Source organism: Geodermatophilus sp. TF02-6 (genome assembly GCF_003319115.1).
GTDB lineage: Bacteria > Actinomycetota > Actinomycetes > Mycobacteriales > Geodermatophilaceae > Geodermatophilus.
On the sequence record NZ_QOHF01000007.1, the window covers coordinates 147481 to 172015 of the forward strand.

Below are 24535 nucleotides of genomic sequence, written 5' to 3' on the forward strand. Positions count from 1 at the left end.
CCGCCGCTCATCCCGGACCGGCTTCGTTACGGCTTCGTGATCGCCCCGTCCGATCGGCGTCGGTCGCCGGCTCTAGGGTCCTTCGGGTGAGCAGCCTCGGGATGAGCGGACCGGGCATGTCCGGAGGACCTCTCGTCCGCCTGTCGGGCGTCAACAAGTGGTTCGGCGAACTCCACGTGCTGCAGGACGTCGACCTGTCGATCGACCGCGGCGAGGTCGTCGTGGTCATCGGTCCCTCCGGCTCGGGCAAGTCGACGCTGTGCCGCACGATCAACCGGCTCGAGGCGATCCAGCAGGGCGAGATCACCATCGACGGCCAGCGGCTGCCCGAGGAGGGCAGGGCCCTGGCCCGGCTGCGCAGCGACGTCGGCATGGTGTTCCAGAGCTTCAACCTGTTCGCGCACAAGACGATCCTGGAGAACGTCACCCTCGGGCCGGTCAAGGTCCGCAGGCAGTCGAGGGCCGAGTCCCAGCGGCGGGCCCGCGAGCTGCTCGACCGGGTCGGCGTCGGCGCGCAGGCCGACAAGTACCCGGCCCAGCTCTCCGGTGGTCAGCAGCAGCGCGTCGCGATCGCCCGGGCGCTGGCGATGGACCCCAAGGTCATGCTCTTCGACGAGCCGACGTCGGCGCTGGACCCGGAGATGATCAACGAGGTCCTCGACGTGATGACCTCGCTGGCCCGCGACGGCATGACGATGGTCGTCGTCACCCACGAGATGGGCTTCGCCCGCCGCGCGGCCAACCGGGTCGTCTTCATGGACGGCGGCCGGATCGTCGAGTCCGCCGACCCCGAGACCTTCTTCACCCGCCCCCGGTCGGAGCGGGCCAAGGACTTCCTCTCGAAGATCCTCGACCACTGAGCCCGGGGCGACCCGGCGAGAAAGGAACCACCCCATGCGCATGTCCCGCTCCGCCGCCACCCTCGGGGCGCTGGGCCTCGTGCTGGCCGGCTGCTCCAGCGAGGCCGGCCAGCAGGCCGAGGAGTCCGCGAGCAACACCCCCTCGGTGGCCACGGACGTCCAGTTCCAGCCCGGCACCACGATGGCCGAGCTGCACGACGCGGGCACGATCACCGTCGGCACCAAGTTCGACCAGCCCGGGTTCGGCCTGCTCAACCCGCAGACCCAGACCCCCGAGGGCTTCGACGTCGAGATCGCCAAGATCGTCGCCGGCGAGCTCGGCATCGCCCCCGAGGACATCACGTGGACCGAGACGGTCTCGGCCAACCGCGAGCCGTTCATCCAGAACGGGCAGGTCGACATCGTGGTCGCCACCTACACGATCAACGACACCCGCAAGCAGGTGGTCGACTTCGCCGGGCCGTACTACATCGCCGGGCAGGACATCATGGTCGCCAAGGGCAACCCCGAGGGGATCGAAGGGCCCGACGACCTCGCCGGCAAGACCGTCTGCTCGGTCGAGGGCTCGACGCCCGCGCAGAACATCCGGGACAACTACCCCCAGGCCAACCTGGTCACCTACGACGTCTACTCCAAGTGCGCCGACGACCTCACCAACGGCAACGTGCAGGCGGTGACGACGGACAACGTCATCCTCACCGGCCTGGTCGCGGGCAACCCCGAGGGCTTCGAGCTGGTCGGCAACCCGTTCACCGAGGAGCCCTACGGCATCGGCCTGGCCAAGGGCGACACGGAGTTCCGCGCCTTCATCAACGACGCGCTGGAGCAGTCGTTCGAGGACGGCACCTGGGCCGCCGCCTGGGACCGCACCGCCGGCGTGATCACCGGCGAGCAGGCCCCCGAGCCGCCGACGGTCGACCGCTACTGAGTCCCCGTGACGCCGTCGGGCCGACCGCCCGGCGGCGTCACCCCTCCGACCCGGCGAGGACGCGGTGCAGTTCATCAGCGACAACTCCGACCTGCTGTGGAGCGCGTGGCTCACGACGCTCTCCCTCGCGGTCGCCAGCGGCGTGTGCGCGCTGGTGCTCGGCACCGTGCTCGCCGGCATGCGGGTGAGCCCGGTGCCCCCGCTGCGCGGCCTGGCCACCTTCTACGTCGAGGTCTTCCGCAACACCCCGCTCACGGTGGTGTTCTTCTTCCTCTTCTTCGGGCTGGTCTACGTCGACCTGCAGTTCCCCAGCCGGTTCACCACCGCGGTCGCGGCGCTGTCGCTCTACACCGCGTCGTTCGTCTCCGAGGCGCTGCGCTCGGGCATCAACGCCGTCCCGCCGGGCCAGGCGGAGGCGGCCCGGGCGTTGGGCCTGGGCTTCGGCCAGACGCTGCGCACGGTCGTGCTGCCGCAGGCCTTCCGCACCGTCGTCCCGCCGCTGGGCAACGTGTGGATCGCCCTGGCCAAGAACACCTCGATCGCGGCCGGCTTCGCGGTCACCGACCTCACCGCCGCGCTGCAGCGGCTGGCCAACCTCAACGCCGACCAACTGCTGGCCGTGTTCGCCGCCGTGGTGCTCGGCTACCTGGTCATCACGCTGCCCTCGGCCTGGCTGATCCGGGTCGTCGAGAACCGGGTGGCGATCGTCCGATGAGCGGCCCGAGCGTCCTGTTCGACCTGCCCGGGCCGGGCGCCCGCCGACGGCAGCGGATCGGCACCGTCGTCGGCTCGCTGGTGGTCCTGGGCCTGGTCGCCCTGGCCCTGTGGCGGCTGGGCACCCACGGCCAGCTGGAGCCCGAGCGGTGGGCCATCCTGTTCGACCCGGCGACGGGCGTGCCGCAGGCGCTGTGGCAGGGGCTGCTCAACACCCTGGCGGTGGCCGCCGTCGGCATGGTGCTGGCGACCGTGCTGGGGGCGCTGCTGGCCATGGGGCGGCTGTCCGACCACGGCTGGGTGCGCGCCCCCGTGGGCGTGGTGATCGAGTTCTTCCGCGCCGTGCCACTGCTGATCCTGATCCTGTTCTGCCTGCTGTTCCTGCCCACCGTCGGCGTGCCCATGACCGCGTTCCGGGCGCTGGTCCTCGGCCTGACGCTGTACAACATGGCCGTGCTGGCCGAGATCTTCCGGGCCGGCATCCTGTCGGTCGACCGCGGCCAGCGCGAGGCCGCCTTCGCCCTGGGCATGCGCAAGACGCAGGTGATGACGCTGGTCCTCCTGCCGCAGGCGGTGCGCCGGATGCTGCCGGTGCTCGTCGCGCAGCTGGTCGTCCTGCTCAAGGACTCGTCGCTGGGCTTCATCGTCGGCTACGTGGAGTTGTTGCGCACCGCGCGCAGCCTGGTGGAGTTCTTCAACTTCTCGTACGGCAACCGGTACACCTTCGTGCTCTACGTGGCCGCCGGGCTGATCTACATCGTCGTGAACCTCCTGCTCTCCGCGCTGGCCCGCTACGTCGAGGCGCGCACCCGCCGCAACGCGAAGGCGGCCGCGGCCGGGGAGGGGGAGCTGCCGGCCGACGTGCAGATGGGTGGGGGTGGCGGCGCCGTCCCCGTCGCACGGTGATCCCGTTCGCCGGGGAGGACCACCGGTGCACCCGGCGGTCACACCCCGAGGCGGGACTGCCGAGAACTGCGACGTGGACACCGCTCTCCGCCCCGTCGTGCCGCCGCTGCCCAGCCTGGTGCGCGCGCCCGAGGGACGCACGGACGCCGCTCAGGAGTTCGTCGCTCGGATGCGGGCGGCCGCGCCGGACTTCGCCGCGGCCGCCGGCGCCGAGACCGCCGTCGTCCGGGAGGTCGTCCCGCCGGCCCGCCACCGCCGGTCCCGCTGCTGCGTGGTGCTGCGGTTCTCCGGCGGCGACGAGGCCGACCTGACCTTCCTCGGCCCGGTGAGCCGCCCCTCGACCGCGCCCGAGCGCGCCTTCGACCTGCAGATCCAGGCCTGGCTGGCCTCCGGCCGCGACACCGAGGGGACGTGGGTGGTGCCCGACGACGAGGCGTCGGACGGCGTCGCCGTGGACGTCTCGGCCTGGTCGGCGGCCGCCCGCTCCACCGGCTGACCGGCCGCCGTCGGCGTCCGGCCGGCCGCCGCAGACGTCTCGGCTACCGAGACCTGCTCCGATGGGTCACCATGGTGACGGCGCTCTCGAGCAGTGGAGCGCTCGCCGTCCTCTGGGAGCGCCCGCATGACCGTCCTGGCCCCACAGCCGATCGTGAGCCGACCGAGCGCTCTGCCGCCGGCACCCAAGGGCTCGCGGCTGTCCAACCTGCTGCGGACCACCGACCACAAGACCATCGGCCTCATGTACCTGGCCACCTCGTTCGCCTGGTTCATCGTCGGTGGGTTCATGGCCATGCTCATCCGCGGTGAGCTGGCCCGGCCGGGGCTGCAGTTCCTCTCCCCCGAGCAGTACAACCAGCTGTTCACCATGCACGGCACGATCATGCTGCTGCTGTTCGCGACGCCGCTGTTCTTCGCGTTCGGCAACCTGGTCATGCCGCTGCAGATCGGCGCCCCCGACGTCGCCTTCCCGCGGCTGAACGCCTTCTCCTACTGGCTGTACCTGTTCGGCGGGATCATCGCCGGCGCCGGGTTCCTCACCCCCGGCGGGGCGGCGGACTTCGGCTGGTTCGCCTACACCCCGCTGTCGGATGTGACCAACACGCCGGGGTTGGGGCCGGACCTGTGGATCACCGGGCTGGCGGTCAGCGGTCTGGGCACCATCCTGGGCGCGGTCAACTTCATCACCACGATCGTCTGCCTGCGCGCGCCGGGGATGACGATGTTCCGGATGCCGATCTTCTGCTGGAACACCCTGATCACCAGCCTGCTGGTGATCCTGGTGTTCCCGATCCTGACCGCGGCGCTGATGGCGCTGCTGGCCGACCGGCAGCTCGGTGCCCTGGTCTACTCGCGGGCCAACGGCGGGGCGATGCTGTGGCAGCACCTGTTCTGGTACTTCGGCCACCCCGAGGTCTACATCATCGCGCTGCCCTTCTTCGGCATCGTCACCGAGATCATCCCGGTCTTCGCCCGCAAGCCGCTGTTCGGCTACAAGGGCATGGTCTTCGCCACCACCGCGATCGGGTTCTTGTCGCTGACGGTGTGGGCGCACCACATGTTCGCCACCGGGGCGGTGCTGCTGCCGTTCTTCTCCTTCCTGACCTATCTGATCGCGGTGCCGACCGGGATCAAGTTCTTCAACTGGATCGGCACCATGTGGCGGGGTCAGCTGACCTTCGAGACGCCGATGCTGTGGTCGATCGGTTTCCTGGTCACCTTCTTGCTGGGGGGTCTGACCGGTGTGCTGCTGGCCAGCCCGCCGCTGGACTGGCACGTGTCGGACACCTACTTCGTGGTGGCGCACTTCCACTACGTGGTGTTCGGCACCGTGGTGTTCGCCGCCAACGCCGGCATCGCCTTCTGGTTCCCGAAGATGTGCGGTCGGATGCTCGATGAGCGCCTGGGCAAGCTGCAGTTCTGGCTGACGTTCATCGGCTTCCACGGCACGTTCCTCGTCCAGCACTGGCTGGGCAACGAGGGCATGCCGCGCCGGTACGCCAACTACCTGCCCAGCGACGGGTTCACCACGCTGAACACGGTCTCGACGATCTTCTCGTTCGTGCTCGGCGCGTCGATCATCCCGTTCGTCTACAACGTCGTGCACTCGTGGCGGTACGGGCAGCTGGCCCTGCGCGACGACCCTTGGGGGGCGGGCAACTCGCTGGAGTGGGCGACGTCGTCCCCGCCGCCGCGGCACAACTTCGTCGAGATCCCCAAGATCCGCTCCGAGCGGCCGGCGTTCGAGGCGCACTACCCGGAGCTCATCGAGCGGCTCGACGCCGAGAAGCACGCCGGCAAGCGGCACCAGCCCTACGCCGGCGTCAGCGAGGTCGGCCTCACCGGCGGTGAGCGGCAGGGCAGCCGGGACCCCGACCCCACCTGAGAACGGCCCCTCTGCCCCCTCCGTGGAAGGCCCCCGTCCCGGGCCCCGCCCGCAGGCTCAGGGCGGGGCCCGGGACGGGGCCGTGGGCCTGGAGGGGGCCGTCCCGAGCTTGCATCAGCCGCGGCCGATCCTGCGCCCGCTGAGGGGCTTCCGCCCGTCGGCGGGCGCAGCCACGTGTCGGTGCCGCGGTGCGGTACTACCGCAGGGTGACGTGCTGGCCGGGATGACGGGTCAGGGCAGCCAGGCGTTCAGGTCCGGTTCCCCGTGGCCTGGGGTCTCCCCGGTCTGTTCCTCGGACCGGTCCTGGTCGAGGGCCTCGCGGACCACCCATACCGCCAGCCCGGATCCGTAGCCCTTGCGCGTGAGCATCCCCACCAGCCGGCGCTCGGCGGTCGCCCGGTCGACCCGGCGCAGGCTCGGCAACCGGCGCTCGACCAGTCGTCGGGCCGCCCCCCACTCGTCCTCGTCGTCGACCTGGGCGAGCGCCTCCTCGGCGACCTCCCCGTCGATGCCCTTGGCTCGCAGCTCGGTCTTGAGTGCTCGCCGGGCCAGGCCTCGACCGGCCTGCCGGGACGTCACCCAGGCGCGGGCGAAGGCGGCGTCGTCGATGAGGCCGACCTCGCTGAACCGGTCGAGGACGCGCTCGGCAGCGTCGTCGGGCACCCCTCGCCCGGCGAGCAGGTCGGCCAACTGTCGACGGGTCTTCGGCGCGCCGGTGAGCGCCCGCAGACAGATCGACCGGGCGACCTGCTCGGGATCCCCCGGATCGTCCTCGACCTCGGGGCCGGCGCCCGGCGACACGGCGTCCGCGCTGTCCGGGTCAGGGGACAGACGCGGACGCCGCCCGCGCCGACGCCCAGGAGCGGAGCGCTCGCGGGCCTCGGGCCGGCTCACCGTCAGAAGTCGATCTGGTCGACCGGCTGGTCGGCCGGCTGGTCCGCCGAGGTAGGCGCGTCGAGCTGCGGGCCGATGCCGAGCTTCTCCTTGATCTTCTTGTCGATCTCGTCGGCGAGGTCGGGGTTGTCCCGGAGGAAGGTGCGGACGTTCTCCTTGCCCTGACCGAGCTGGTCGCCCTCGTACGTGTACCAGGCGCCGGACTTCCGGACGATGCCCTGCTCGACACCGATGTCGATCAGCCCGCCCTCGCGGCTGAAACCGGCACCCCAGAGCAGATCGAGCTCGGCCTGCTTGAACGGCGCGGCCACCTTGTTCTTGACGATCTTCACGCGCACCCGGCTGCCGACGGCCTCGGTGCCCTGCTTGAGCGTCTCGATGCGCCGCACGTCGAGCCGGACCGACGAGTAGAACTTCAGCGCCCGACCACCGGTGGTGACCTCCGGGGAGCCGTAGACCACGCCGACCTTCTCGCGCAGCTGGTTGATGAAGATCGCGGTGGTGCCGGAGTTGTTGAGCGCGCCGGTGATCTTGCGCAGGGCCTGGCTCATCAGCCGGGCCTGCAGACCGACGTGGCTGTCGCCCATCTCGCCCTCGATCTCGGCGCGGGGCACCAGGGCGGCGACCGAGTCGATGACGATGACGTCGAGCGCGCCGGAGCGGATCAGCATGTCGGCGATCTCCAGCGCCTGCTCCCCGGTGTCAGGCTGGCTGACCAGCAGCGCGTCGGTGTCGACACCGATCGCCCGGGCGTACTCGGGGTCGAGCGCGTGCTCGGCGTCGATGAACGCCGCGATGCCGCCGGCAGCCTGGGCGTTGGCCACCGCGTGCAGGGCGACCGTCGTCTTGCCGGAGGCCTCGGGGCCGTACACCTCGATGATGCGGCCCCGCGGGAGACCGCCGATGCCGAGGGCGATGTCCAGGGCGATGGAGCCGGTCGGGATGACCTTGATGGCCTGTGCGGCGTTGTCACCCAGCCGCATGACCGAGCCCTTGCCGAACTGCTTGTCGATCTGGGCGAGGGCCATGTCGAGGGCCTTGTCGCGGTCGAGCGTTGCCATGGTGCTCACCTTCGGGAAGTCGCGTGCAGCGGGTCGGTGTCGACGTTAGGACGGGGGTCTGACACTTCCGGGGCAACCGGTCGACCTGTGGAGGAGCACCCGGCCTGTGGATCCTGCGCCCAATCTAACCCGAACGTGTGTTCGACTGCCAGGGTGACACGCCGCCTCGACAGCTCAACGGTCCTTGGGTGGGACGTCGTACTCCTCGCAGATCGCCAGCCACACCCGACGGACGGGCAGACCCGCCTCGATCGCCTGGACGGCCGTGCGGCCGCCCAGTGCGGAGAAGACGTGGTCGCGCGCCACGCTCTCGGCGCGCACGGAGCCGAGCTGCTCCGACAGCCGGGACCAGAAATCCTGCAGGCGCACGCCCGCGACGCTAGCGCGCCCCCGCCACCGGCCGGGTCGACCGCGCGCCGCCTACGCTGGCAGCGTGTTCCCCAGCACCGGATCCGCGACGTGGGACCTCGTCCTCCAGCTCGGGATCGCGCTGGCCATGCTGGTCTCGCTGATCCTGCTCTACCGCAACTTCCGGGGACGCTGAGTCGCGGGCCGTCCCGGGCCGTCCCCGGTGCGCGCCCAGACCAGCACCAGGGGCAGCACCAGCGCGGCGGAGACCGCGGCCACCAGCCCGTAGCCGCCCAGTGCCAGCAGCGGGCCGCCGACGACCCCGGCCAGCGCGGCACCCAGACCCATGAGCAGGTCGGCGCCGCCCTGCGCGGTGGGCCGCCGCTGCTCGTCGACGGACTCGGTGACCAGGGTCGAGCCGGCGATGAGCCCGCAGGACCAGCCCAGGCCGAGCAACAGCAGGCCGGCGCCGAGCTGGGCGGCCCTGCCCGGTGGTGCCGTGCCCGCCACCGCGGCCGCGGTCAGCAGCAGGGCCGCGGCCACCGCGACCGTCGTCCGCCGACCGGCACGGTCGGCCAGCAGCCCGACCAGCGGCGAGAAGAGGTACATCCCGGCGACGTGCACGCTGATGACCAGGCCGATGACGCGCAGCGTCGTCCCCTCGTCGTGCCCGGCGGAGCCCATGTGCACGGGGGTCATCACCATGACGCCGACCATCACCGCGTGGGACACCACGACCGCGGTGAGACCGAGCCGGCCACGCGGGTCGGCCCAGACCTCCCGCAGCGCCGCCGAGGTCGCCCGGCGGGGGCGACCGGCGTTCCCGGCTCCGTGGCCGCGCAATCGCCGGGCCAGCAGCAGCGGGTCTGGCCGCAGCAGGACGAGCAGGCCCAGCGCCACCACGGTGAAGACGGCCACGGAGATGGCGAACGCACCGGCGAGGGGCGGCAGCCCCAGGGTCTCGCCGAGCGCCTCGCCGGGGCCGGCGAGGTTGGGGCCCAGCACCGAACCCACCGTCGTGGCCCACACCACCAGGGACAGCGCCCGCCCGCGGTGCTCCGGTGCGGCGAGGTCGGCCGCGGCGTAGCGGGCCTGCAGCCCGCAGGCGGTGGCCGCCCCGAAACCGAACAGCCCCACGAGCAACAGCGGCAGCGACGAGAGCGAAGCGGCGAGCACGGTGACCAGCGAGCCGAGGACGGCGACGGTGAAACCTGCGGTCAGTCCCGCCCGCCGGCCGGCCCGGTCGCTGATGCGGGCCAGCGGCACGGCGAGGACCGCGGCGCCGAGCACCCCGGCCGTCTGCCCGAGCCCGGCGGCCGCGTCGCTGCCGGCGACGTCGCGGGCCAGCAGCCCGCCGACGGTGATGCCGACGGTCACCCCGAGCCCGGCCAGCGCCACCCCGCCGCCGAGCACGCCGAGGGTGCGACGCTGGACGAGCGCCGGGTCGGGGAGGGTCGGGGTCTGCGCGGTCACGGTGGCCGGCCTAGAGGCCCATCGCGCGGCCGATGATCTCCCGCATGATCTCGTTGGTGCCGCCGTAGATGGGCTGGATGCGCGCGTCCCGCCAGGCCTTGGAGACCGGGTACTCGTCCATGTACCCGTAGCCGCCGTGCAGCTGCAGGCAGCGGTCGGCCACCGTGTTCTGCAACTCGGTGGTCCAGTACTTGGCCATCGCCGCGTCCACGGCGGTCAGCTCTCCGGCGTCGAGCTGCCGCACGCACTCGTCGACGAAGGTGCGGGCGATGGTCACCTCGGTCTGCAGCTCGGCGAGGACGAAGCGGGTGTTCTGGAAGCGGGCGACCGGCTGCCCGAACGCGGTGCGGGAGGTGACGTACTCGCGGGTGTAGGCCAGCACGGTCTCGGCCGACGCGACCGCCCCGACGGCGATGGACAGCCGCTCCTGCGGCAGGTTCTCCATGAGGTGGTAGAAGCCGCGGTTCTCCGTCCCGAGCAGGTTCTCCGCCGGCACCCGGACACCGTCGAAGAACAGTTCCGCGGTGTCCTGCGCCTTGAGGCCCACCTTCTCCAGGTTGCGGCCGCGGGTGAAGCCCGGCACGTCCCGCTCCACCACGAGCAGGCTCAAGCCCTTGGCGCCGGGTGCCTCGGGGTCGGTGCGGGCCACGACGACGACCAGGTCGGCGTTGATCCCGTTGGTGATGAAGGTCTTGGCGCCGTGGAGCACCCAGGCGTCGCCGTCGCGGCGGGCCGTCGTCCGGACCCCCTGCAGGTCGCTCCCCGCACTCGGCTCGGTCATCGCGATGGCGGTGATCAGCTCTCCGCTGCAGAAGCCGGGCAGCCACCGCTGCTTCTGCTCCTCCGTGCCGAGGTCGCGCAGGTAGGGGCCGACGACGTCGTTGTGCAGGGAGAAGCCGACGCCGGTGGCGCCGATGCGCATGAGCTCCTCGTCGACCACCGCCTGGTAGCGGAAGTCGCGGACGCCCCCGCCGCCGTACCGCTCGTCCATGTCGGTGCCGAGCAGGCCCTGTGCCCCCGCCGAGGTCCACACCTCGCGCGGGACGATGCCGTCGGCCTCCCACCGGTCGTGGAAGGGCACCACGTTCTTCTCGGCCCAGGCACGGACCATCTGCCGGAAGTCCTCGTGCTCGGCCTCGTACAGGGAACGGCGCATGGCCGCCAGTGTGCCCGACGCCACTGCCGTCGCCGGCCCCCGTCCGCGCAGGACGGGACGCCGGTCCGCCACCCCCGGAGGAGGTCTGCGCCCAGCGGCGACCGGGGAGGCCGGTGCGCGGACCGGGTGGGACCGTCCCGCACGGTCCGCGCAGGCCAGCGGAGTGTCGTCCCCCTGTGGACACTGGACCCGTGCCCGCCCGCCCGTCCGCTCTCGACCGGTTCTCCGAGCCCACCCGGGCCTGGTTCACCGGCGCCTTCGCCGAGCCCACCGCCGCCCAGGAGGGCGCGTGGCAGGCCATCAGCAGCGGCGGGCACGCCCTGGTGGTGGCCCCCACCGGGTCCGGCAAGACGCTGGCCGCCTTCCTCTGGTCGCTCGACCGGCTGGCCGGCGCACCACCGCCGGCCGACGAACGGGCTCGCTGCCGGGTGCTCTACGTCTCCCCGCTCAAGGCGCTGGCCGTCGACGTCGAGCGCAACCTGCGGGCGCCGCTGGCCGGCATCGGGCAGGCCGCGGCCCGACTCGGCCTGCCCCGCCCGGAGATCGGCGTCGGCATCCGGTCCGGCGACACCCCGGCCGACGAGCGGCGCGCCTTCGCCCGGCGGCCTCCCGACATCCTCATCACCACCCCCGAGTCGCTGTTCCTGCTGCTCACCAGCGCGGCGCGGGAGGCGCTGCGCGGCGTCGAGACGGTCATCGTCGACGAGGTGCACGCGGTGGCCGACAGCAAACGCGGCGCGCACCTGGCCGTCTCCCTCGACCGGCTCGACGAGCTGCTGGAGCGCCCGGCGCAGCGGATCGGTCTGTCGGCGACGGTGCGCCCCGTCGAGGAGGTGGCCACCTTCCTGGCCGGAGGCCGGCCGGTGGCGGTGGTCGCGCCCGGCTCGGCCAAGGAGTGGGACCTCTCCGTCGTCGTCCCCGTCGAGGACATGAGCAGCCTGGGACAGCCCACCGGCGAGCTGGCGGGCTCCGCGGCGGGCGACCAGCCGCGGACGTCGATCTGGCCGGCGGTGGAGGAGCGGGTGCTCGACCTGGTGCAGGCGCACCGCAGCACCATCGTCTTCGCCAACTCCCGGCGGCTGGCCGAGCGGCTGACCAGCCGGCTCAACGAGCTGGCCTACGAGCGGGCGACCGGCGAACCGGTCCCGCCCGGCACCAACGCCGCCGCGCTGATGGCGCAGGCCGGTTCCGGCGGCGGGGTCCCCGAGGGCGTGCAGCCGGTCGCCGCCGCCCACCACGGCTCGGTCTCCCGCGAGCAGCGGGCGGTCGTCGAGGAGGCGCTGAAGTCCGGCCGGCTGCCGGCGGTGGTGGCGACCTCCAGCCTGGAGCTCGGCATCGACATGGGGTCGGTCGACCTCGTCGTCCAGGTCGAGGCGCCGCCCACGGTCGCCTCGGGGCTGCAGCGGGTGGGGCGGGCCGGGCACCAGGTGGGCGCGGTCAGCCGCGGCGTGCTGTTCCCCAAGTACCGCGGCGACCTGGTGCAGTGCGCGCTGGTCGCCGAGCGGATGCGGGCCGGCGCCATCGAGTCCATCCGCTACCTGCGCAACCCGCTCGACGTCCTCGCCCAGCAGGTGGTCGCGATCGTCTCCGAGCGGCCGCGCACCGTCGACGAGGTCGCCGCGCTGGTCCGCCGTTCGGCGCCGTTCGCCTCGCTGCCGGACTCCGCGCTGCACGCGGTGCTCGACATGCTGGCCGGCCGCTACCCGTCCGACGCCTTCGCCGAGCTGCGCCCGCGGCTGACCTGGGACCGGGTCACCGACACGCTCACCGCGCGGGCCGGCGCCCAGCGGCTGGCGGTCACCAGCGGCGGCACCATCCCCGACCGCGGCCTGTTCGGCGTCTTCCTCGTCGGCGGGGAGGACAGCAGGGGCGGCCGGCGGGTCGGCGAGCTCGACGAGGAGATGGTCTACGAGTCGCGGGTGGGCGACGTGTTCCTGCTCGGCTCCTCCTCGTGGCGGATCGAGGAGATCACCCACGACCGGGTGCTGGTCAGCCCGGCTCCCGGGCAGCCCGGGAAGATGCCGTTCTGGCACGGCGACGCGCCGGGGCGGCCCCTGGAGCTCGGCCGGGCGCTGGGCGCCTTCCTGCGCGAGGTCGGCTCGGCGACACCCGAGGCCGGACGGGAACGCGCGCGGGCCGCCGGCCTCGACGAGTGGGGTGCGGCGAACCTGCTGGCCTACCTGGCCGAGCAGAAGCAGGTCACCGGTCACCTGCCCGACGACCGCACCCTGCTGGTGGAGCGCTTCCGCGACGAGCTCGGCGACTGGCGGCTGGTCGTCCACTCCCCCTTCGGCGCTCAGGTCAACGCCCCGTGGGCGCTGGTGCTCGCCGCCCGGCTGCGGGAGCGCTACGGCGTCGACGTCGGCTCCATGCACTCCGACGACGGCATCGTGCTGCGGCTGCCCGACACCACCGGTGAGCCGCCGGAGGCCGACCTCGCCGTCCTGGACCCGGACGACGTGGAGCGGGAGGTGACCGCCGAGGTGGGCACCTCGGCGCTGTTCGCCAGCCGGTTCCGCGAGTGCGCCGCGCGGGCGCTGCTGCTGCCGCGCCGCGACCCGCGCCGGCGCACCCCGCTGTGGCAGCAGCGCCAGCGCGCCGCCCAGCTGCTCTCGGTGGCCAGCGAGTTCTCGAGCTTCCCCATCACCCTCGAGGCCGCCCGCGAGGTGCTGCAGGACGTCTACGACGTGCCGGGCCTGGTCGAGTTGATGCGCGACGTGCGCTCCCGCCGGGTGCGGGTGGTGGACGTGCAGACGCAGTCGGCCTCGCCCTTCGCGCAGTCGCTGCTGTTCGGCTACGTCGGCCAGTTCCTCTACGAGGGCGACGCCCCGCTCGCCGAGCGCCGCGCCCAGGCCCTCGCGCTCGACACCGGCCTGCTCGCCGAGCTGCTGGGCCGCTCCGAGCTGCGTGAGCTGCTCGACGCCGAGGCGCTGGCCGAGGTGGAGGCCGAGCTGCAGCGGCTGCCCGCCGAGCGCCACCCTCGCGACGTGGACGGCGCCGCCGACCTGCTGCGCATCGTCGGCGACCTGACCCCCGCCGAGGCCGCCGCCCGTGGGGTGGGCCGCGAGTGGCTCGACGAGCTGGTCGCCGCCCGCCGCGCCCTGGTGGTCCGGATCGCCGGCGAGGAGCGGTACGTCGCCATCGAGGACGCCGGCCGGCTGCGCGACGCGCTCGGCACCGCGCTGCCGGTGGGGGTGCCGGAGGTGTTCACCGAGCCGGTGCCCGACCCGCTCGGTGACCTCGTCGGCCGTTACGCGCGCACCCACGGCCCCTTCCAGCCCGGCGAGGTGGCCTCGCGTCTCGGGCTGGGCGTCGCGGTGGTGACCGCCACCGTGCAGCGGCTGGTCGGCACCGGCCGGCTGGTCACCGGCGAGTTCCGCCCGGGCGGCACCGGTCAGGAGTGGTGCGACGCCGACGTGCTGCGGTCGGTCCGCCGGCGCAGCCTGGCCCGGCTTCGCCAGGAGGTCGAGCCGGTGTCGGTGGACACGCTGGCCCGGTTCACCCCGGCCTGGCAGTCGGTGGGCAGCCGGATGCGCGGCCCGGACGGCGTCCTGGCCGCCGTCGAGCAGCTGGCCGGCGCGCTGGTACCGGCCAGCGCGCTGGAGTCGCTGGTGCTGCCGGCCCGGGTCCGCGACTACTCCCCGGCGATGCTCGACGAGCTGACCAGCGCCGGGGAGGTCCTGTGGGCCGGCGCCGGAGGGCTGCCCGGCGGCGACGGCTGGATCAGCCTCGTCCCCGCCGACCTCGCGCCGCTGCTGCTGCCCGACCCGCTGGAGCTGCCGGAGGCGGGGCCGGCGGTCCTCGAGCACCTCTCCGGCGGTCAGGCGGTGTTCTTCCGCGGCCTGTCCGACCTCGTCGGTCAGGCTGTCGGCTCCACCGACGACGCGGCGCTGGTCGACCTCGTCTGGGACCTGGTCTGGGCCGGGGTGCTCACCAACGACACCCTGGCGCCGCTGCGCACGCGGCTGGCCGGTGGCGGGACGCACCGGCAGCCCGCGCCGCCACGGGCCCGGCTGGACCGCACCCGCTACGGCCGGACCCGGCTGGGCCGGCCCGCCATGCCCACCCGCACCGGGCCGCCCACGGTGGCCGGCCGGTGGTCGCGGCTGCCCGACCGGGAGGCCAACCCCACCAAGCGGACGACCGCCCGCGCCGAGGCGCTGCTGGAACGGCACGGCGTGCTCACCCGGGGCGCGGTGATGGCCGAGCAGGTCCCCGGCGGGTTCTCCGCGGTGTACCCGGTGCTGCGCGCGTTCGAGGAGAACGGCCGGGCGCGGCGCGGCTACTTCGTGGAGACCCTCGGCGCCGCCCAGTTCGGCACCCCGGGATCGGTCGACCGGCTGCGCGGCTTCGCCGCACCCGACCGGGTGCCCACCGGGGCGGTGGTGCTCGCGGCGACCGACCCGGCCAACGTCTACGGCGCCGCGCTGCCCTGGCCGGAGCGACCAGCCGCGGAGGCGGAGCGACCAGCCGCGGAGGCGGAGCGACCAGCCGCGGAGGCGGAGTCCGTGGACGTCGGCGAGGGCACCGGCGGCGGACGACGAGCGGCCGCCGGACACCGGGCCGGGCGCAAGGCCGGAGCTCTCGTGGTGCTGGTCGACGGCGACCTCGTCCTCTACGTCGAACGCGGCGGCAAGACGCTGCTGTCCTGGACCGATGAGGAGACGGTGTTGAAGGAGGCGACCACGGCGCTCTCGAGTGCGGTCGCCGCGGGTGCGCTGGGCCGGATGGTGGTGCAGAAGGCCGACGGCGCCTCGGTGCACGAGTCGACCCCGCTGTCGGCGGCGCTGCAGGCCGCCGGCTTCGCCGCCACTCCACGCGGCCTGCGTCTGCGCGCCTGAACCGGCGGCTCGGGCAGGCCGGCCGCGACCGGTGTCCGCAGGTCAGCACCGCACCGGCTCCGCTCCCCGCAGGTCCGGCACGGCGGCGCCCCGGTACCGGCCCGAGGAGCAGGCCGCCCAGCCGCAGGTCAGCTGCTACGAGTGCGAGCGGCTCCCAGCAGGTCAGCGGCCCGCGCGCCGGACAGGGGACACTGGCACCGTGCCCGAGGGAGACACCGTCTATCTGGCGGCCAAGCGCATGAACACCGCGCTCGCCGGCGCCACCCTGCGCCGCGGTGAGCTCCGCGTACCCCAGCTGGCCGCCACCGACCTCGCCGGCCGCACCGTCCGCGAGGTCGTCCCCCGGGGCAAGCACATGCTCATCCGCCTGGCCGACGGGTGGACCCTGCGCACCCACTTCCGCATGGACGGCAGCTGGCACATCTACCGTCGGGGTGCGAGGTGGCGCGGCGGTCCGGCCTTCGCCGTCCGGGCGGTGCTGGCCACCGACGCGTGGGAGTGCGTCGGTTACCGGCTGCACGACGTGGCGATGGTCCGCACCGCGCACGAGGACCAGCTGGTCGGGCACCTCGGCCCCGACGTCCTGGGCCCCGACTGGGACCTCGAGGAGGCGCTGCGTCGCCTGCGGGCGGACCCCGACGAGCAGATCGGCGCCGCGCTGCTCGACCAGCGCAACCTGGCCGGCATCGGCAACCTGTACAAGGTCGAGTCGCTGTTCGTCTGCGGCGTCCACCCGTGGACCAGGGTGGCCGACGTCGCCGACCTGCCCGGGCTGGTGGAGCGGGCCCGCACCCTCATGCTGGCCAACCGCGAGCACCCGGAACAGAGCACCACCGGTGACCTGCGCCGCGGCCAGGACCACTGGGTCTACGGGCGCAAGGACCGTCCGTGCCGGCGCTGCGGCACCCCCATCCTGCGCGGCGACCAGGAACCGGACCAGCAGGAGCGGGTCACGTACTGGTGCCCGCACTGCCAGGCCGCCCGCTCCCCGATCGACCCCGCCGCCCGCACGGGCGAGCCCGGCCGGCCTCCTCCGCTCGCCGGGGCGACCTGAGAGGGGACCCGGCCCCCTTGAGAAGGACCCCGTCCCCCTCACCCCTCGCATGCTCGGAGCGGGCCTCCGGACGGGGCCATCTGAGGCTCGCGGCGGCCCTCTGGACGGGGCCTGCCCTGGAGGGGGCCGCGTCAGGCGCCCTGCTGCTCCGGGCGTTGCACCGGCTCGGCCACCGGGGGGGCGTCGGGCTGCTGCACCGACGAGGAACCCTCCTCGAGCGCGCCGGCCACCGCGGGGCCGCCGGTCACCGCCTGCTGGCCCGAGCCGGTCACCGCCGGCTGCCCCATCGAGGCGCGGATCTGGTCGAGACGAGAGGCGCCGGCGACGTCCAGGGTGGCCTTCTGCACCTCGAGCATCCGGCCCTCGACCGAGGTCTGCGCCAGTTCGGCCTGCCCCAGGGCGTTGGCGTAGCGCCGCTCGATCTTGTCCCGGACCTCCCCCAGGCTCGGGGTGTTGCCCGGCGCGGCGAGCTCGTTGACCTGGCGCATCGACGCGGCCACGTGCTCCTGCATGCGCGCCTGCTCGAGCTGGCTCATCAGCTTGGTCCGCTCGGCCAGCGTCGTCTGCAGCCGCATCCGGCTCTGCTCCACCGCGCCGCGGGCCTGCTCGGCGGCCTGCAGCGCCTCGTCGTGGCTGCGCTTGAGGTCCTCCATCGCCTGCTCGGCCGCGACCAGCTGGGTGGCGAACGCCTGTGCGGCGTTCTCGTACTCGGCCGCCTTGGCCGCGTCCCCGGAGACCCGGGCCCGGTCGGCCAGCACCAGCGCCTGCCGCGCGGAGGCCTGCAGCTTCTCCACCTCGCCGAGCTGCCGGTTGAGCCGCATCTCCAGCTGGCGCTGGTTGCCCAGCACGGCCGCGGCCTGGTTGGCCAGGGCCTGGTGCCGCTGCTGCTCGGCCTCGATCGCCTGCTGGATCTGGATCTTCGGGTCGGCCTTCTCGTCGATCTTGGCGTTGGCGGAGGCCGTGAGGTACCTCCACAGCTTCACGAACGGGTTGGGCATCAGTCCTCCTGCGCAGGTCGCGGATCGTCCGCCGGTGGGTCCCGCCCGGCGGGCCGCAGCGATCGTCGTCACGTTCATCGTCCCAGGTGCCCGCACCTGCGAGCCACCAGAGGCGCCCGCGGACGGTTGCCTCGTTAGGGTCGCGACGTGTCCAGCGAGAAGCCGGTGCTGAGCGTCCTCGGCGAGCTCGTCGTCGATCTGCTGCCCGACCTGGGAGCCGGGGCCGGCCCCGAGGGCACCGCCCCCCGCTACGTCGCCCGCCCCGGCGGCAACGCGCTCAACGTCGCCGTCGCCGCCGGACGCCTCGGCGTCCCGGTGCGCCTGCTGGCCCGACTGGGCGCCGGGCCGCTGGCCCCGGGGTTGCGCCGGCACGCCGAGCTGGCCGGTGTGGATCCCGGCGGGTTGGTGCCGGCCGTCGAGCCGGTCAGCCTCGCGGTGGTCGGCCTGCGTCCCGACGGCTCCCCGCACTTCGGCTTCCACGTCCTGGGCGCGGCCGACTGGCAGTGGACCGACGACGAGCTCGCCGCCGTGGTCCCGCCGGGGACGGCGGTCCTGCACGTCGGCTCCATCTCGAGCTGGACGCCGCCCGGCTGCGAGGCGATCGCCCGGTTGGTGGAGAAGGTCGCCGCCGACGGCACCGCCCTGGTCAGCGTCGACCCCAACATCCGGCCGGTGCTCGCCGACGGCCCGGTCGGGACGGCGCTGGGCAACTCCTCCACCGAGGTCAGAGCCCGCCTCGACCGGCTGCTGGCCCGCGCCGACGTCGTCAAGCTCAGCACCGAGGACCTCGCCTGGCTCGAGCCCGACGCCGTCGACGACCTCGACGGGACGGCGCTGCGCTGGGCCGATCGCGGTGCCGCGCTGGTGCTGCTCACCGACGGCGCGGCGCCGCTGCGGGTGGCCCGCCCCGGCCGCGCCCTGCTCTACCGCGAGCCGCCCCGGGTCCCCGTCGCCGACGCCGTGGGGGCCGGTGACTCGCTCGCCGCGGGGCTGTTCGCCGGCCTGCTCGGCGCGGGGGTCACCACGCGCCGGCAGCTGGAGGAGCTGCCCGACGAGGAGCTCCTGCCGATCCTCGACGACGCCGTGCTCGTCGCCGCCCTCACCTGCACCCGGGTGGGCGCGGACCCGCCGACCCGCGACGACCTGGCGGCGGTCCGCCGGTGAGCCCCCGGCGGCGGCGAGCGGAGCGCGCTGCTGCGCCGCTTCCCACGCCGCTGCGGGCCTGCCACCGTCGAGGACCTGGCCGCCTGGGTCGGGATCACGCCTCCGACTGCCAGGAGTCGCCCCGCTCGGCGTGCTGCTGGCGTTCGGGTCCGCCTCCGGTTCCTGTGCCGGGTCGTGGAGAAGGGTACCGAGGTGGTGACGGCCATCCGCGCGTTCGGCGCGGTCGTCGCCCGTCGGGCTACCTGCGCTCGCCGCGGTCGTGTGTGCGTTGGTGCATCGTGGCAACGGCGGAGGTGCCGAACGCGGCCAGGTCGAGCAGCACCCGCGCGACGTGCCGCCGTTCCCACGACCGACGGATCTCCGCCCACCCGGCCGCGTCACCATCGGGCGGATAGGCAACGGTGCGTGCGTTGAGGGGGAGCTGGCCGACCACGGTGATCCCCAGCATCACCGCGGTGCAGGCCGCGGCCGCGACGGCCAGCCGAGAGCCTGGTGCACCTCGTCGATCCACGGCCGCCGCGGTCGTGGCGACCACGGTGCCGACCATGTAGAACGGCATGATCGTGCCGAGCCGGGTGGTGAGCGCCCGCTCCGCCTCGATCTCGGCGCTCAACGGCAAGCTCCTCAGGGCCGGATGGGATGCCATCAGGGTCCCCACCTCGTTGCCTGCCAACAGACCCGTCGTCACCAGTCCGGCGAGCTGGACGGACTTCCTCACGTCATCCGCTCCTCTTCGTCCCCGCCACCGGTGCCGCACCCGCGGCAACCGTCCACCGCCGGCGGCGGCCCCCTGCAGGTGGACGGGCCCCCTCCTGCCCACCCCTCGGAGAAGGACCCCCTTGCCCCCCACCGCTCGCAAGCTCGCGGCGGGACCCTGCAAGGGGGCCGAGGTCCTTCGACGAAGGGCTCGGGGGGTCCTTCTGCCTGCAGAGGAGCCGGCGGCGCCCGGGAGGGGGCCGGACGCGAGCCTGTGCGTGGTGGGGGCAGGGGGGTCCTTGCTCAGGCCGCTCCGGCCCGGTGGGCTCCACCGCCGATCGTCGTGCCCCGCGCCTGGGCTTCCTGGACCTGCTCGACCCGGTCCTCGCTGGCCAGCTGGGTGAGCCGGGCACCAGCCTCGGCGTCGCGGGTGAGGTTCTCGCCGGACTGCGGGTCGAAGACGTGCACCTTGCGGCTGTCCAGCCAGAACTCGGCCTCCCGACCTTCCCGGATCCGGCTGGCCGCGTCGATGGAGACGACGGCCTGGGTGCGCAGCTCCTCGGAGTCCAGCTCGCGGGACAGGGCGCGCAGTTGGTCGGTGACCGCCTCCGGTGCTTCGTACGGGATGTAGGCGTACTGCGAGTCCCCGAGCCACTCGGTGACGTCGACCCGGGCCCGGAAGAGCGTCCCCAGCGGTCGCTTGGCGTCGTCGACCAGAGAGGCGTCCTCGAAGTACTCCGGTCGGATGCCGACCAGCAGCAGGTCCCGGCCCTGCACCGCGGCCAGGCGGCGCTCGTCGAGCCGGATCGGCCCGAACGGCGTCCGCAGTTGGTCACCCTCCAGCGTCGCCGGCAGGAAGTTCATCGGCGGCGACCCGATGAACCCGGCAACGAAGAGGTTGACCGGCTGCTCGTAGAGCTCGCGGGGCGAGGCGACCTGTTGGATCCGCCCCTTCCGCAGGACGCACACCCGGTCGCCGAGCGTCATGGCCTCGGTCTGGTCGTGGGTGACGTAGACGGTGGTGATGCCCAGCCGGCGCTGCAGCCGGGAGATCTCGGTGCGCATCTGGCCGCGCAGCTTGGCGTCGAGGTTGGACAGCGGCTCGTCGAAGAGGAACGCCTCCGCCTGACGCACGATCGCCCGCCCCATCGCCACCCGCTGGCGCTGCCCGCCGGAGAGGTTGGCCGGCTTGCGCTCCAGGTGCTCCCGCAGCTCGAGGACGTCGGCCGCCTCGTCGACCCGGCGGCGGACCTCGTCGTCGGGCACCTTGGCCAGGCGCAGCGGGAACGCGATGTTCTCGAACACGGTCATGTGCGGGTAGAGCGCGTAGTTCTGGAAGACCATCGACAGGTTGCGCTCGCGGGGCGCCATCTCGTTGACCCGCTTGCCGCCGATGATCATGTCGCCGCTGGTGATGTCCTCCAGGCCGACGATCATCCGCAGCAGCGTCGACTTCCCGCAGCCGGACGGGCCGACCAGGATCATGAACTCGCCGTCGGCGATGTCGAGGCTGACGTCGTTCACGGCGGGGTAGCCGTCGCCGTACTGCTTGACGATGTTGTGCATCTCGATGGAAGCCATCGCTCTTCGTCCCCTCGCTGGGTCGGTGGGGTGCGGGGGTCTCAGCCCTTGACCGCACCGTTGGTCAGGCCGGCGACGATCCGCCGTTGGAACAGCAGGACGAGGACGACGACGGGGATCGTCACGATCACCGCCGCCGCGGCGATGGCGCCGGTGGGGTCCTCGAACTGCGAGGCGCCGGAGAACAGGCCCAGTGCCGCGGGGACGGGCCGGGAGGCGCTGGTCGACGTCAGGGAGATGCCGTAGGCGAAGTCGTTCCAGGCGATGAAGAACGCGATGATCGCCGTGGTGAACACGCCCGGGGCGGCGAGCGGGACGATCACCTTCCGGAACGCCTGCCAGTTGGTGGCGCCGTCGACCTGCGCCGCCTGCTCCATCTCCCAGGGGATCTCCCGGAAGAAGGCCGACATCGTCCAGATGGAGATCGGCAGGGTCAGCGACAGGTACGGGATGATCAGCCCGGGCCAGGTGTCGTAGAGCCCGATCTGCCGCCAGAGGTTGAACAGCGGCGTGACGATCGAGATGACCGGGAAGATGGCCACCCCGAGCGCGGCGGACAGGATCAGCCGCTTGCCGGGGAAGTCCAGCCGGGCGATGGCGTAGGCGGCGAACATCGACAGGATGCACGAGATCGCCGTCGCGATCAGGCAGATGCCGAACGAGTTGCGCAGCGCCGGCAGGAACAGGTCACTGGCCGACCCGGTGAGGATCGTCGTGTAGTTCTCCCAGGTCGGCCCGCTCGGCAGGAACTGCCCGTTCGAGATGTCCGACGGCGCCTTGAACGACAGCGAGACGATCCACGCGATAGGGAACAGGCAGTACAGGATGATCAGGATGCCACCGACGATCCACCAGGTCTTCTCCCGCGTGGACATCAGCCTTCCCCTCTCGCCTGGGCCAGGTTGACCCGGAAGCCCTTGATGAAGATGAACGCGATGAGCACCACGCAGAGGAAGAGCAGCACCGACACCGCGGAGCCGAGGCCGATCTCCACCCGGGCGATCGTCTGTCGGTAGGCGAGGAAGGACACCGTCTCGGTGTTGTTCGCGCCCGCGGTCATGATGTAGATGCTGTCGAAGATCCGGAACGCGTCCAGGGTGCGGAACAGCAGGGCCACCATGATCGCGGCCTTCATGTTCGGGATGGTCACCCGCCACATGCGCTGCCACCAGGTGGCGCCGTCGACCTTCGCCGCCTCCTGCAGCACCTCGGGCACCTGCGCCAGGCCGGCCAGGAGCAGCAGCGAGATGAACGGCGTGGTCTTCCAGATCTCGGCCAGGCAGATGACCGCCAGCGAGGTCCACTGGCCGCCGAACCAGTCGGTGTCGGCCGAGATGCCCGGTAGCCAGGCGAACCAGCTGTTCACGAAGCCGGTGTCGACCCTGAAGGCGAATGCCCAGGCGAAGGCCGACACGACCGTGATGACCGCGTAGGGGATCAGGATCGCCGCTCGGACGACGGGACGGATCGACGAGAGGGCCTTGGCCATCACCAGGGCGAGGGCGAAGCCGAGGACCAGCTCGACCGCGACGGTCACCACGGTGATGAACAGCGTGACGCCCAGCGCCGTCCACCAGACGGGGTCGGTGAGGATCACCGCGTAGTTGGACAGGCCGTTGAACGACCGGTTCCCCGGGTCGGTGAGCCGGTAGTTGAACAGCGAGTAGTAGACCGCCTGCAGGATCGGGTAGGCGGTGACCAGGAGCATCACCACGAACGCCGGTCCGGCCAGCAGCCAACCGAGCCGACGCTCGGCACGCGACCGGTCGGAGAGCCCCCGTGGGGGTGCCGAGACCGGCTGGGTCTTCTCCCTGGGCGGGAGGGTGGTCTGCGTCATAGCAGCTGATCTCCTCGCAGGACGGCGCTGATCAGTTCCTGGGCCCGCTTCCCGGTCGCGGGCGTCACCGACTCCGGCGGGTGGTACTCGCGCTGAATCCCCCCGGACACCTCGCTGTAGTAGGGCGTCTGCGGGCGGTTCGCGGCCGCCTGCAGGGACTCCAGGATGGTGGGGGCCATCGGGAAGACCTTCAACACCTCCGGGTCGTCGTAGACCGCGGCCGAGGACGCCGGGTTGCCGTTGGTGGTCATGTAGTACGCCTGGTTCTCGTCGCTGCTGATGCACTCGGTCGCGTCGTAGACCAGGTCCGCGTGCCGGCTGAACGCCGAGACGGCGAGGTCGATCCCGCCGAACGGAGGTGCGCTCGGCTTGTCGGCGTCGACGCGCGGGTACAGGGCCCAGCCGTAGTCCTGCGGCACGGACGCGTCCAGGGTGCCTGCCTCGACGGCGGCGAGCGCACGCGAGTAGACGAACGGCCAGTTGACCATGAAGCCGCCGTCGGCGCTCTCGAACTCGGTGGCGCTGGTGTCCTCGCTCGACGTCGAGAAGGCCGGGCCGACAACGCCGGAGTTGGCGACGGTGTTCATCACCGTGGCCGCCCGGTCGGCGGCCGGTGTGGTCAGCCCCAGCTCGATGTCGTCCGGGTTGGTGGAGTTCTTCGCGATGATCGAGCCGCCGGCGGACTCGATGAGCGCGTTGAGCCACACCGTCAGCGACTCGGCGCGCCGGCCCTGGGCGCTGAGGATCTTCCCCTGGGACTGCGCCGCCGAGACCAGCTGCTCCCAGGTCACCGGCTGGCTCATGTCGAGCCCGGCCGCCTCGGCCACCGACTTGCGGTACCAGAGCAGCTGCGTGTTGGCCCAGAACGGGACGGCGACCAGTTCGTCGTTCCACGTCGCCGAGTCCAGGGAGCTCTGCACGACGCCCTCGCTGACCCGCTGCGCGACGTCCTGCGGTACGGGGGCGAGGAAACCGGCTTGGGCGAACTCGGCGATGTAGGGGGGGTCCAGGCTCATCAGGTCGATCGAGGTGTCGTTGGCCGCCAGCCGCCGCACGAGCTGCTCGCGCTGGGCGGAGGACTCGCGCGGCAGCTGGGACACCTCGATCGTGTACGCCCCGTTCGAGGCGTCGCTGCAGCGCTGGGCGATCTCGGCCTGTCCCCCGGAATCGGGGTTGATGTACCAGTTGAGCACCGGCGCCCCGCTGGTGGCGCCTCCGCCGCCGCAGGCGGCCAGCACCGATGCCAGGACCAGTGTGGCCGCCGAGCAGCCCAGCGTCCGGCGGGTCCGCGCCCGCCGGTGCGGGGAACCGTCGGCCGGCGGCGCGTTCCTCTCCTCGTTCGACAACGAGTTCGCCTCCCGTTCGGCGAGCGGCGACCGACGGTCACCGCGGTTTCCGTACCGTGGCGCAGGTCACCGGGGGTGTCAACTCGACCGAAACCGCCTCGTAATCATGCTCGCGGAGAGGCTCCGGAGGGGATGGCGTCAGGTCCCGGGTCGGACCGGTCGCAGGCGTCCAGGGTCCCCGATCGGGGCGCGGGCAGCCGCTCGCCCCGGGTGGGGGAGGGCACGTGGCCGCGGTGCGGTCCTGGGAGCGGGGAGCCGGAGGCTCCCCCGAGCAGGACGGGGGTCTGGGGCTCAC

The 24535-nt window shown here is 72.9% G+C and carries 21 protein-coding genes and 1 pseudogene; 11 read left to right on the plus strand and 11 right to left on the minus strand.

Annotated elements, in window-relative coordinates; genetic code table 11:
• The first annotated feature begins 116 nt into the window (after window positions 1-116).
• From DQ238_RS08700 to ctaD, 6 genes are all read left to right on the plus strand, one after another.
• Entirely contained in the window at window positions 117-860 is a 744-nt protein-coding gene (locus DQ238_RS08700) for an amino acid ABC transporter ATP-binding protein (RefSeq protein WP_199506220.1), read from the plus strand.
• A 40-nt stretch (window positions 861-900) separates the two neighbouring features.
• Window positions 901-1788 carry a glutamate ABC transporter substrate-binding protein gene (locus DQ238_RS08705; RefSeq protein WP_233495830.1) on the plus strand — a complete coding sequence of 296 codons (888 nt, stop codon included), beginning with the start codon at window positions 901-903 and terminating at the stop codon, window positions 1786-1788.
• Window positions 1789-1852: 64 nt separating this feature from the next.
• Window positions 1853-2503, plus strand: coding sequence for an amino acid ABC transporter permease (locus DQ238_RS08710; protein ID WP_113780889.1), 651 nt, complete (start codon window positions 1853-1855; stop codon window positions 2501-2503).
• Entirely contained in the window at window positions 2500-3408 is a 909-nt protein-coding gene (locus DQ238_RS08715; RefSeq protein WP_113780890.1) for an amino acid ABC transporter permease, read from the plus strand. The genes DQ238_RS08710 and DQ238_RS08715 overlap by 4 nt, the downstream gene beginning before the upstream one ends.
• Before the next feature lie 73 nt (window positions 3409-3481).
• A complete protein-coding gene (locus DQ238_RS08720) occupies window positions 3482-3904 on the plus strand; it encodes a hypothetical protein (RefSeq protein ID WP_113780941.1) in 423 nt (140 codons plus the stop codon).
• A 126-nt stretch (window positions 3905-4030) separates the two neighbouring features.
• Entirely contained in the window at window positions 4031-5791 is a 1761-nt protein-coding gene (gene ctaD / locus DQ238_RS08725) for a cytochrome c oxidase subunit I (protein WP_113780891.1), read from the plus strand.
• Window positions 5792-6022: 231 nt separating this feature from the next.
• Here ctaD and DQ238_RS08730 read toward each other — a convergent pair whose 3' ends face one another.
• From DQ238_RS08730 to DQ238_RS08740, 3 genes are all read right to left on the minus strand, one after another.
• Window positions 6023-6592, minus strand: a complete 570-nt coding sequence (locus DQ238_RS08730) for a regulatory protein RecX (protein ID WP_233495831.1) — start codon at window positions 6590-6592, stop codon at window positions 6023-6025.
• 95 nt (window positions 6593-6687) lie between these two features.
• Window positions 6688-7746, minus strand: a complete 1059-nt coding sequence (gene recA, locus DQ238_RS08735; protein ID WP_113780893.1) for a recombinase RecA — start codon at window positions 7744-7746, stop codon at window positions 6688-6690.
• 174 nt (window positions 7747-7920) lie between these two features.
• Window positions 7921-8115: a DUF3046 domain-containing protein gene (locus tag DQ238_RS08740; protein ID WP_113780894.1), complete on the minus strand. Its 195-nt coding sequence runs from the start codon at window positions 8113-8115 to the stop codon at window positions 7921-7923.
• A 64-nt stretch (window positions 8116-8179) separates the two neighbouring features.
• Here DQ238_RS08740 and DQ238_RS08745 point away from each other — a divergent pair, with 64 nt between their 5' ends.
• Window positions 8180-8290: an LPXTG cell wall anchor domain-containing protein gene (locus DQ238_RS08745; RefSeq protein WP_113780895.1), complete on the plus strand. Its 111-nt coding sequence runs from the start codon at window positions 8180-8182 to the stop codon at window positions 8288-8290.
• Here the strand turns inward: DQ238_RS08745 and DQ238_RS08750 are convergent.
• Window positions 8266-9567 (minus strand): MFS transporter, encoded by a 1302-nt coding sequence (locus tag DQ238_RS08750; protein ID WP_113780896.1) that lies wholly within the window; start codon window positions 9565-9567, stop codon window positions 8266-8268. The genes DQ238_RS08745 and DQ238_RS08750 overlap by 25 nt on opposite strands.
• A 10-nt stretch (window positions 9568-9577) precedes the next feature.
• Window positions 9578-10723, minus strand: a complete 1146-nt coding sequence (locus DQ238_RS08755) for an acyl-CoA dehydrogenase family protein (protein ID WP_113780942.1) — start codon at window positions 10721-10723, stop codon at window positions 9578-9580.
• A gap of 191 nt (window positions 10724-10914) precedes the next feature.
• On the opposite strand from DQ238_RS08755, the gene DQ238_RS08760 reads away from it, so the two are divergent.
• Window positions 10915-15564, plus strand: a complete 4650-nt coding sequence (locus DQ238_RS08760; RefSeq protein WP_199506213.1) for an ATP-dependent helicase — start codon at window positions 10915-10917, stop codon at window positions 15562-15564.
• A gap of 199 nt (window positions 15565-15763) precedes the next feature.
• On the plus strand, window positions 15764-16618 hold the full coding sequence (locus tag DQ238_RS08765; protein WP_113780898.1) for a DNA-formamidopyrimidine glycosylase family protein: 855 nt from the start codon (window positions 15764-15766) through the stop codon (window positions 16616-16618).
• A 131-nt stretch (window positions 16619-16749) separates the two neighbouring features.
• Here DQ238_RS08765 and DQ238_RS08770 read toward each other — a convergent pair whose 3' ends face one another.
• The gene (locus tag DQ238_RS08770) at window positions 16750-17616 is read right to left on the minus strand and encodes a PspA/IM30 family protein (protein ID WP_113780899.1); all 867 of its coding nucleotides are present in this window, start codon (window positions 17614-17616) and stop codon (window positions 16750-16752) included.
• A gap of 147 nt (window positions 17617-17763) precedes the next feature.
• Here DQ238_RS08770 and DQ238_RS08775 point away from each other — a divergent pair, with 147 nt between their 5' ends.
• Together DQ238_RS08775 and DQ238_RS24345 are read left to right on the plus strand one after the other, a co-directional pair.
• A complete protein-coding gene (locus tag DQ238_RS08775; protein ID WP_113780900.1) occupies window positions 17764-18780 on the plus strand; it encodes a PfkB family carbohydrate kinase in 1017 nt (338 codons plus the stop codon).
• A gap of 30 nt (window positions 18781-18810) precedes the next feature.
• Window positions 18811-18927 (plus strand): annotated as a pseudogene (locus tag DQ238_RS24345) (hypothetical protein); the annotation flags it as partial.
• A 91-nt stretch (window positions 18928-19018) separates the two neighbouring features.
• Here the strand turns inward: DQ238_RS24345 and DQ238_RS08780 are convergent.
• From DQ238_RS08780 to DQ238_RS08800, 5 genes are all read right to left on the minus strand, one after another.
• Window positions 19019-19498 carry an anthrone oxygenase family protein gene (locus DQ238_RS08780; RefSeq protein ID WP_113780901.1) on the minus strand — a complete coding sequence of 160 codons (480 nt, stop codon included), beginning with the start codon at window positions 19496-19498 and terminating at the stop codon, window positions 19019-19021.
• 281 nt (window positions 19499-19779) lie between these two features.
• Window positions 19780-21057, minus strand: a complete 1278-nt coding sequence (locus DQ238_RS08785; RefSeq protein ID WP_113780902.1) for an ABC transporter ATP-binding protein — start codon at window positions 21055-21057, stop codon at window positions 19780-19782.
• A gap of 41 nt (window positions 21058-21098) precedes the next feature.
• Window positions 21099-21932 (minus strand): carbohydrate ABC transporter permease, encoded by an 834-nt coding sequence (locus DQ238_RS08790; protein WP_113780903.1) that lies wholly within the window; start codon window positions 21930-21932, stop codon window positions 21099-21101.
• Window positions 21932-22894: a carbohydrate ABC transporter permease gene (locus tag DQ238_RS08795; protein ID WP_113780904.1), complete on the minus strand. Its 963-nt coding sequence runs from the start codon at window positions 22892-22894 to the stop codon at window positions 21932-21934. Before DQ238_RS08795 ends, DQ238_RS08790 begins: the two co-directional genes overlap by 1 nt.
• Entirely contained in the window at window positions 22891-24240 is a 1350-nt protein-coding gene (locus DQ238_RS08800) for an extracellular solute-binding protein (RefSeq protein WP_199506214.1), read from the minus strand. The genes DQ238_RS08795 and DQ238_RS08800 overlap by 4 nt, the downstream gene beginning before the upstream one ends.
• Window positions 24241-24535: the final 295 nt, after the last annotated feature.

Bases quoted from the DNA above. Each gene is read 5' to 3' on its own strand.
- DQ238_RS08700 (WP_199506220.1), top strand. From the start codon at position 117: ATGTCCGGAGGACCTCTCGTCCGCCTGTCGGGCGTCAACAAGTGGTTC.
- DQ238_RS08705 (WP_233495830.1), top strand. From the start codon at position 901: ATGTCCCGCTCCGCCGCCACCCTCGGGGCGCTGGGCCTCGTGCTGGCC.
- DQ238_RS08715 (WP_113780890.1), top strand. From the start codon at position 2,500: ATGAGCGGCCCGAGCGTCCTGTTCGACCTGCCCGGGCCGGGCGCCCGC.
- ctaD (WP_113780891.1), top strand. From the start codon at position 4,031: ATGACCGTCCTGGCCCCACAGCCGATCGTGAGCCGACCGAGCGCTCTG.
- recA (WP_113780893.1), bottom strand. From the start codon at position 7,746: ATGGCAACGCTCGACCGCGACAAGGCCCTCGACATGGCCCTCGCCCAG.
- DQ238_RS08755 (WP_113780942.1), bottom strand. From the start codon at position 10,723: ATGCGCCGTTCCCTGTACGAGGCCGAGCACGAGGACTTCCGGCAGATG.
- DQ238_RS08770 (WP_113780899.1), bottom strand. From the start codon at position 17,616: ATGCCCAACCCGTTCGTGAAGCTGTGGAGGTACCTCACGGCCTCCGCC.
- DQ238_RS08785 (WP_113780902.1), bottom strand. From the start codon at position 21,057: ATGGCTTCCATCGAGATGCACAACATCGTCAAGCAGTACGGCGACGGC.
- DQ238_RS08790 (WP_113780903.1), bottom strand. From the start codon at position 21,932: ATGTCCACGCGGGAGAAGACCTGGTGGATCGTCGGTGGCATCCTGATC.
- DQ238_RS08795 (WP_113780904.1), bottom strand. From the start codon at position 22,894: ATGACGCAGACCACCCTCCCGCCCAGGGAGAAGACCCAGCCGGTCTCG.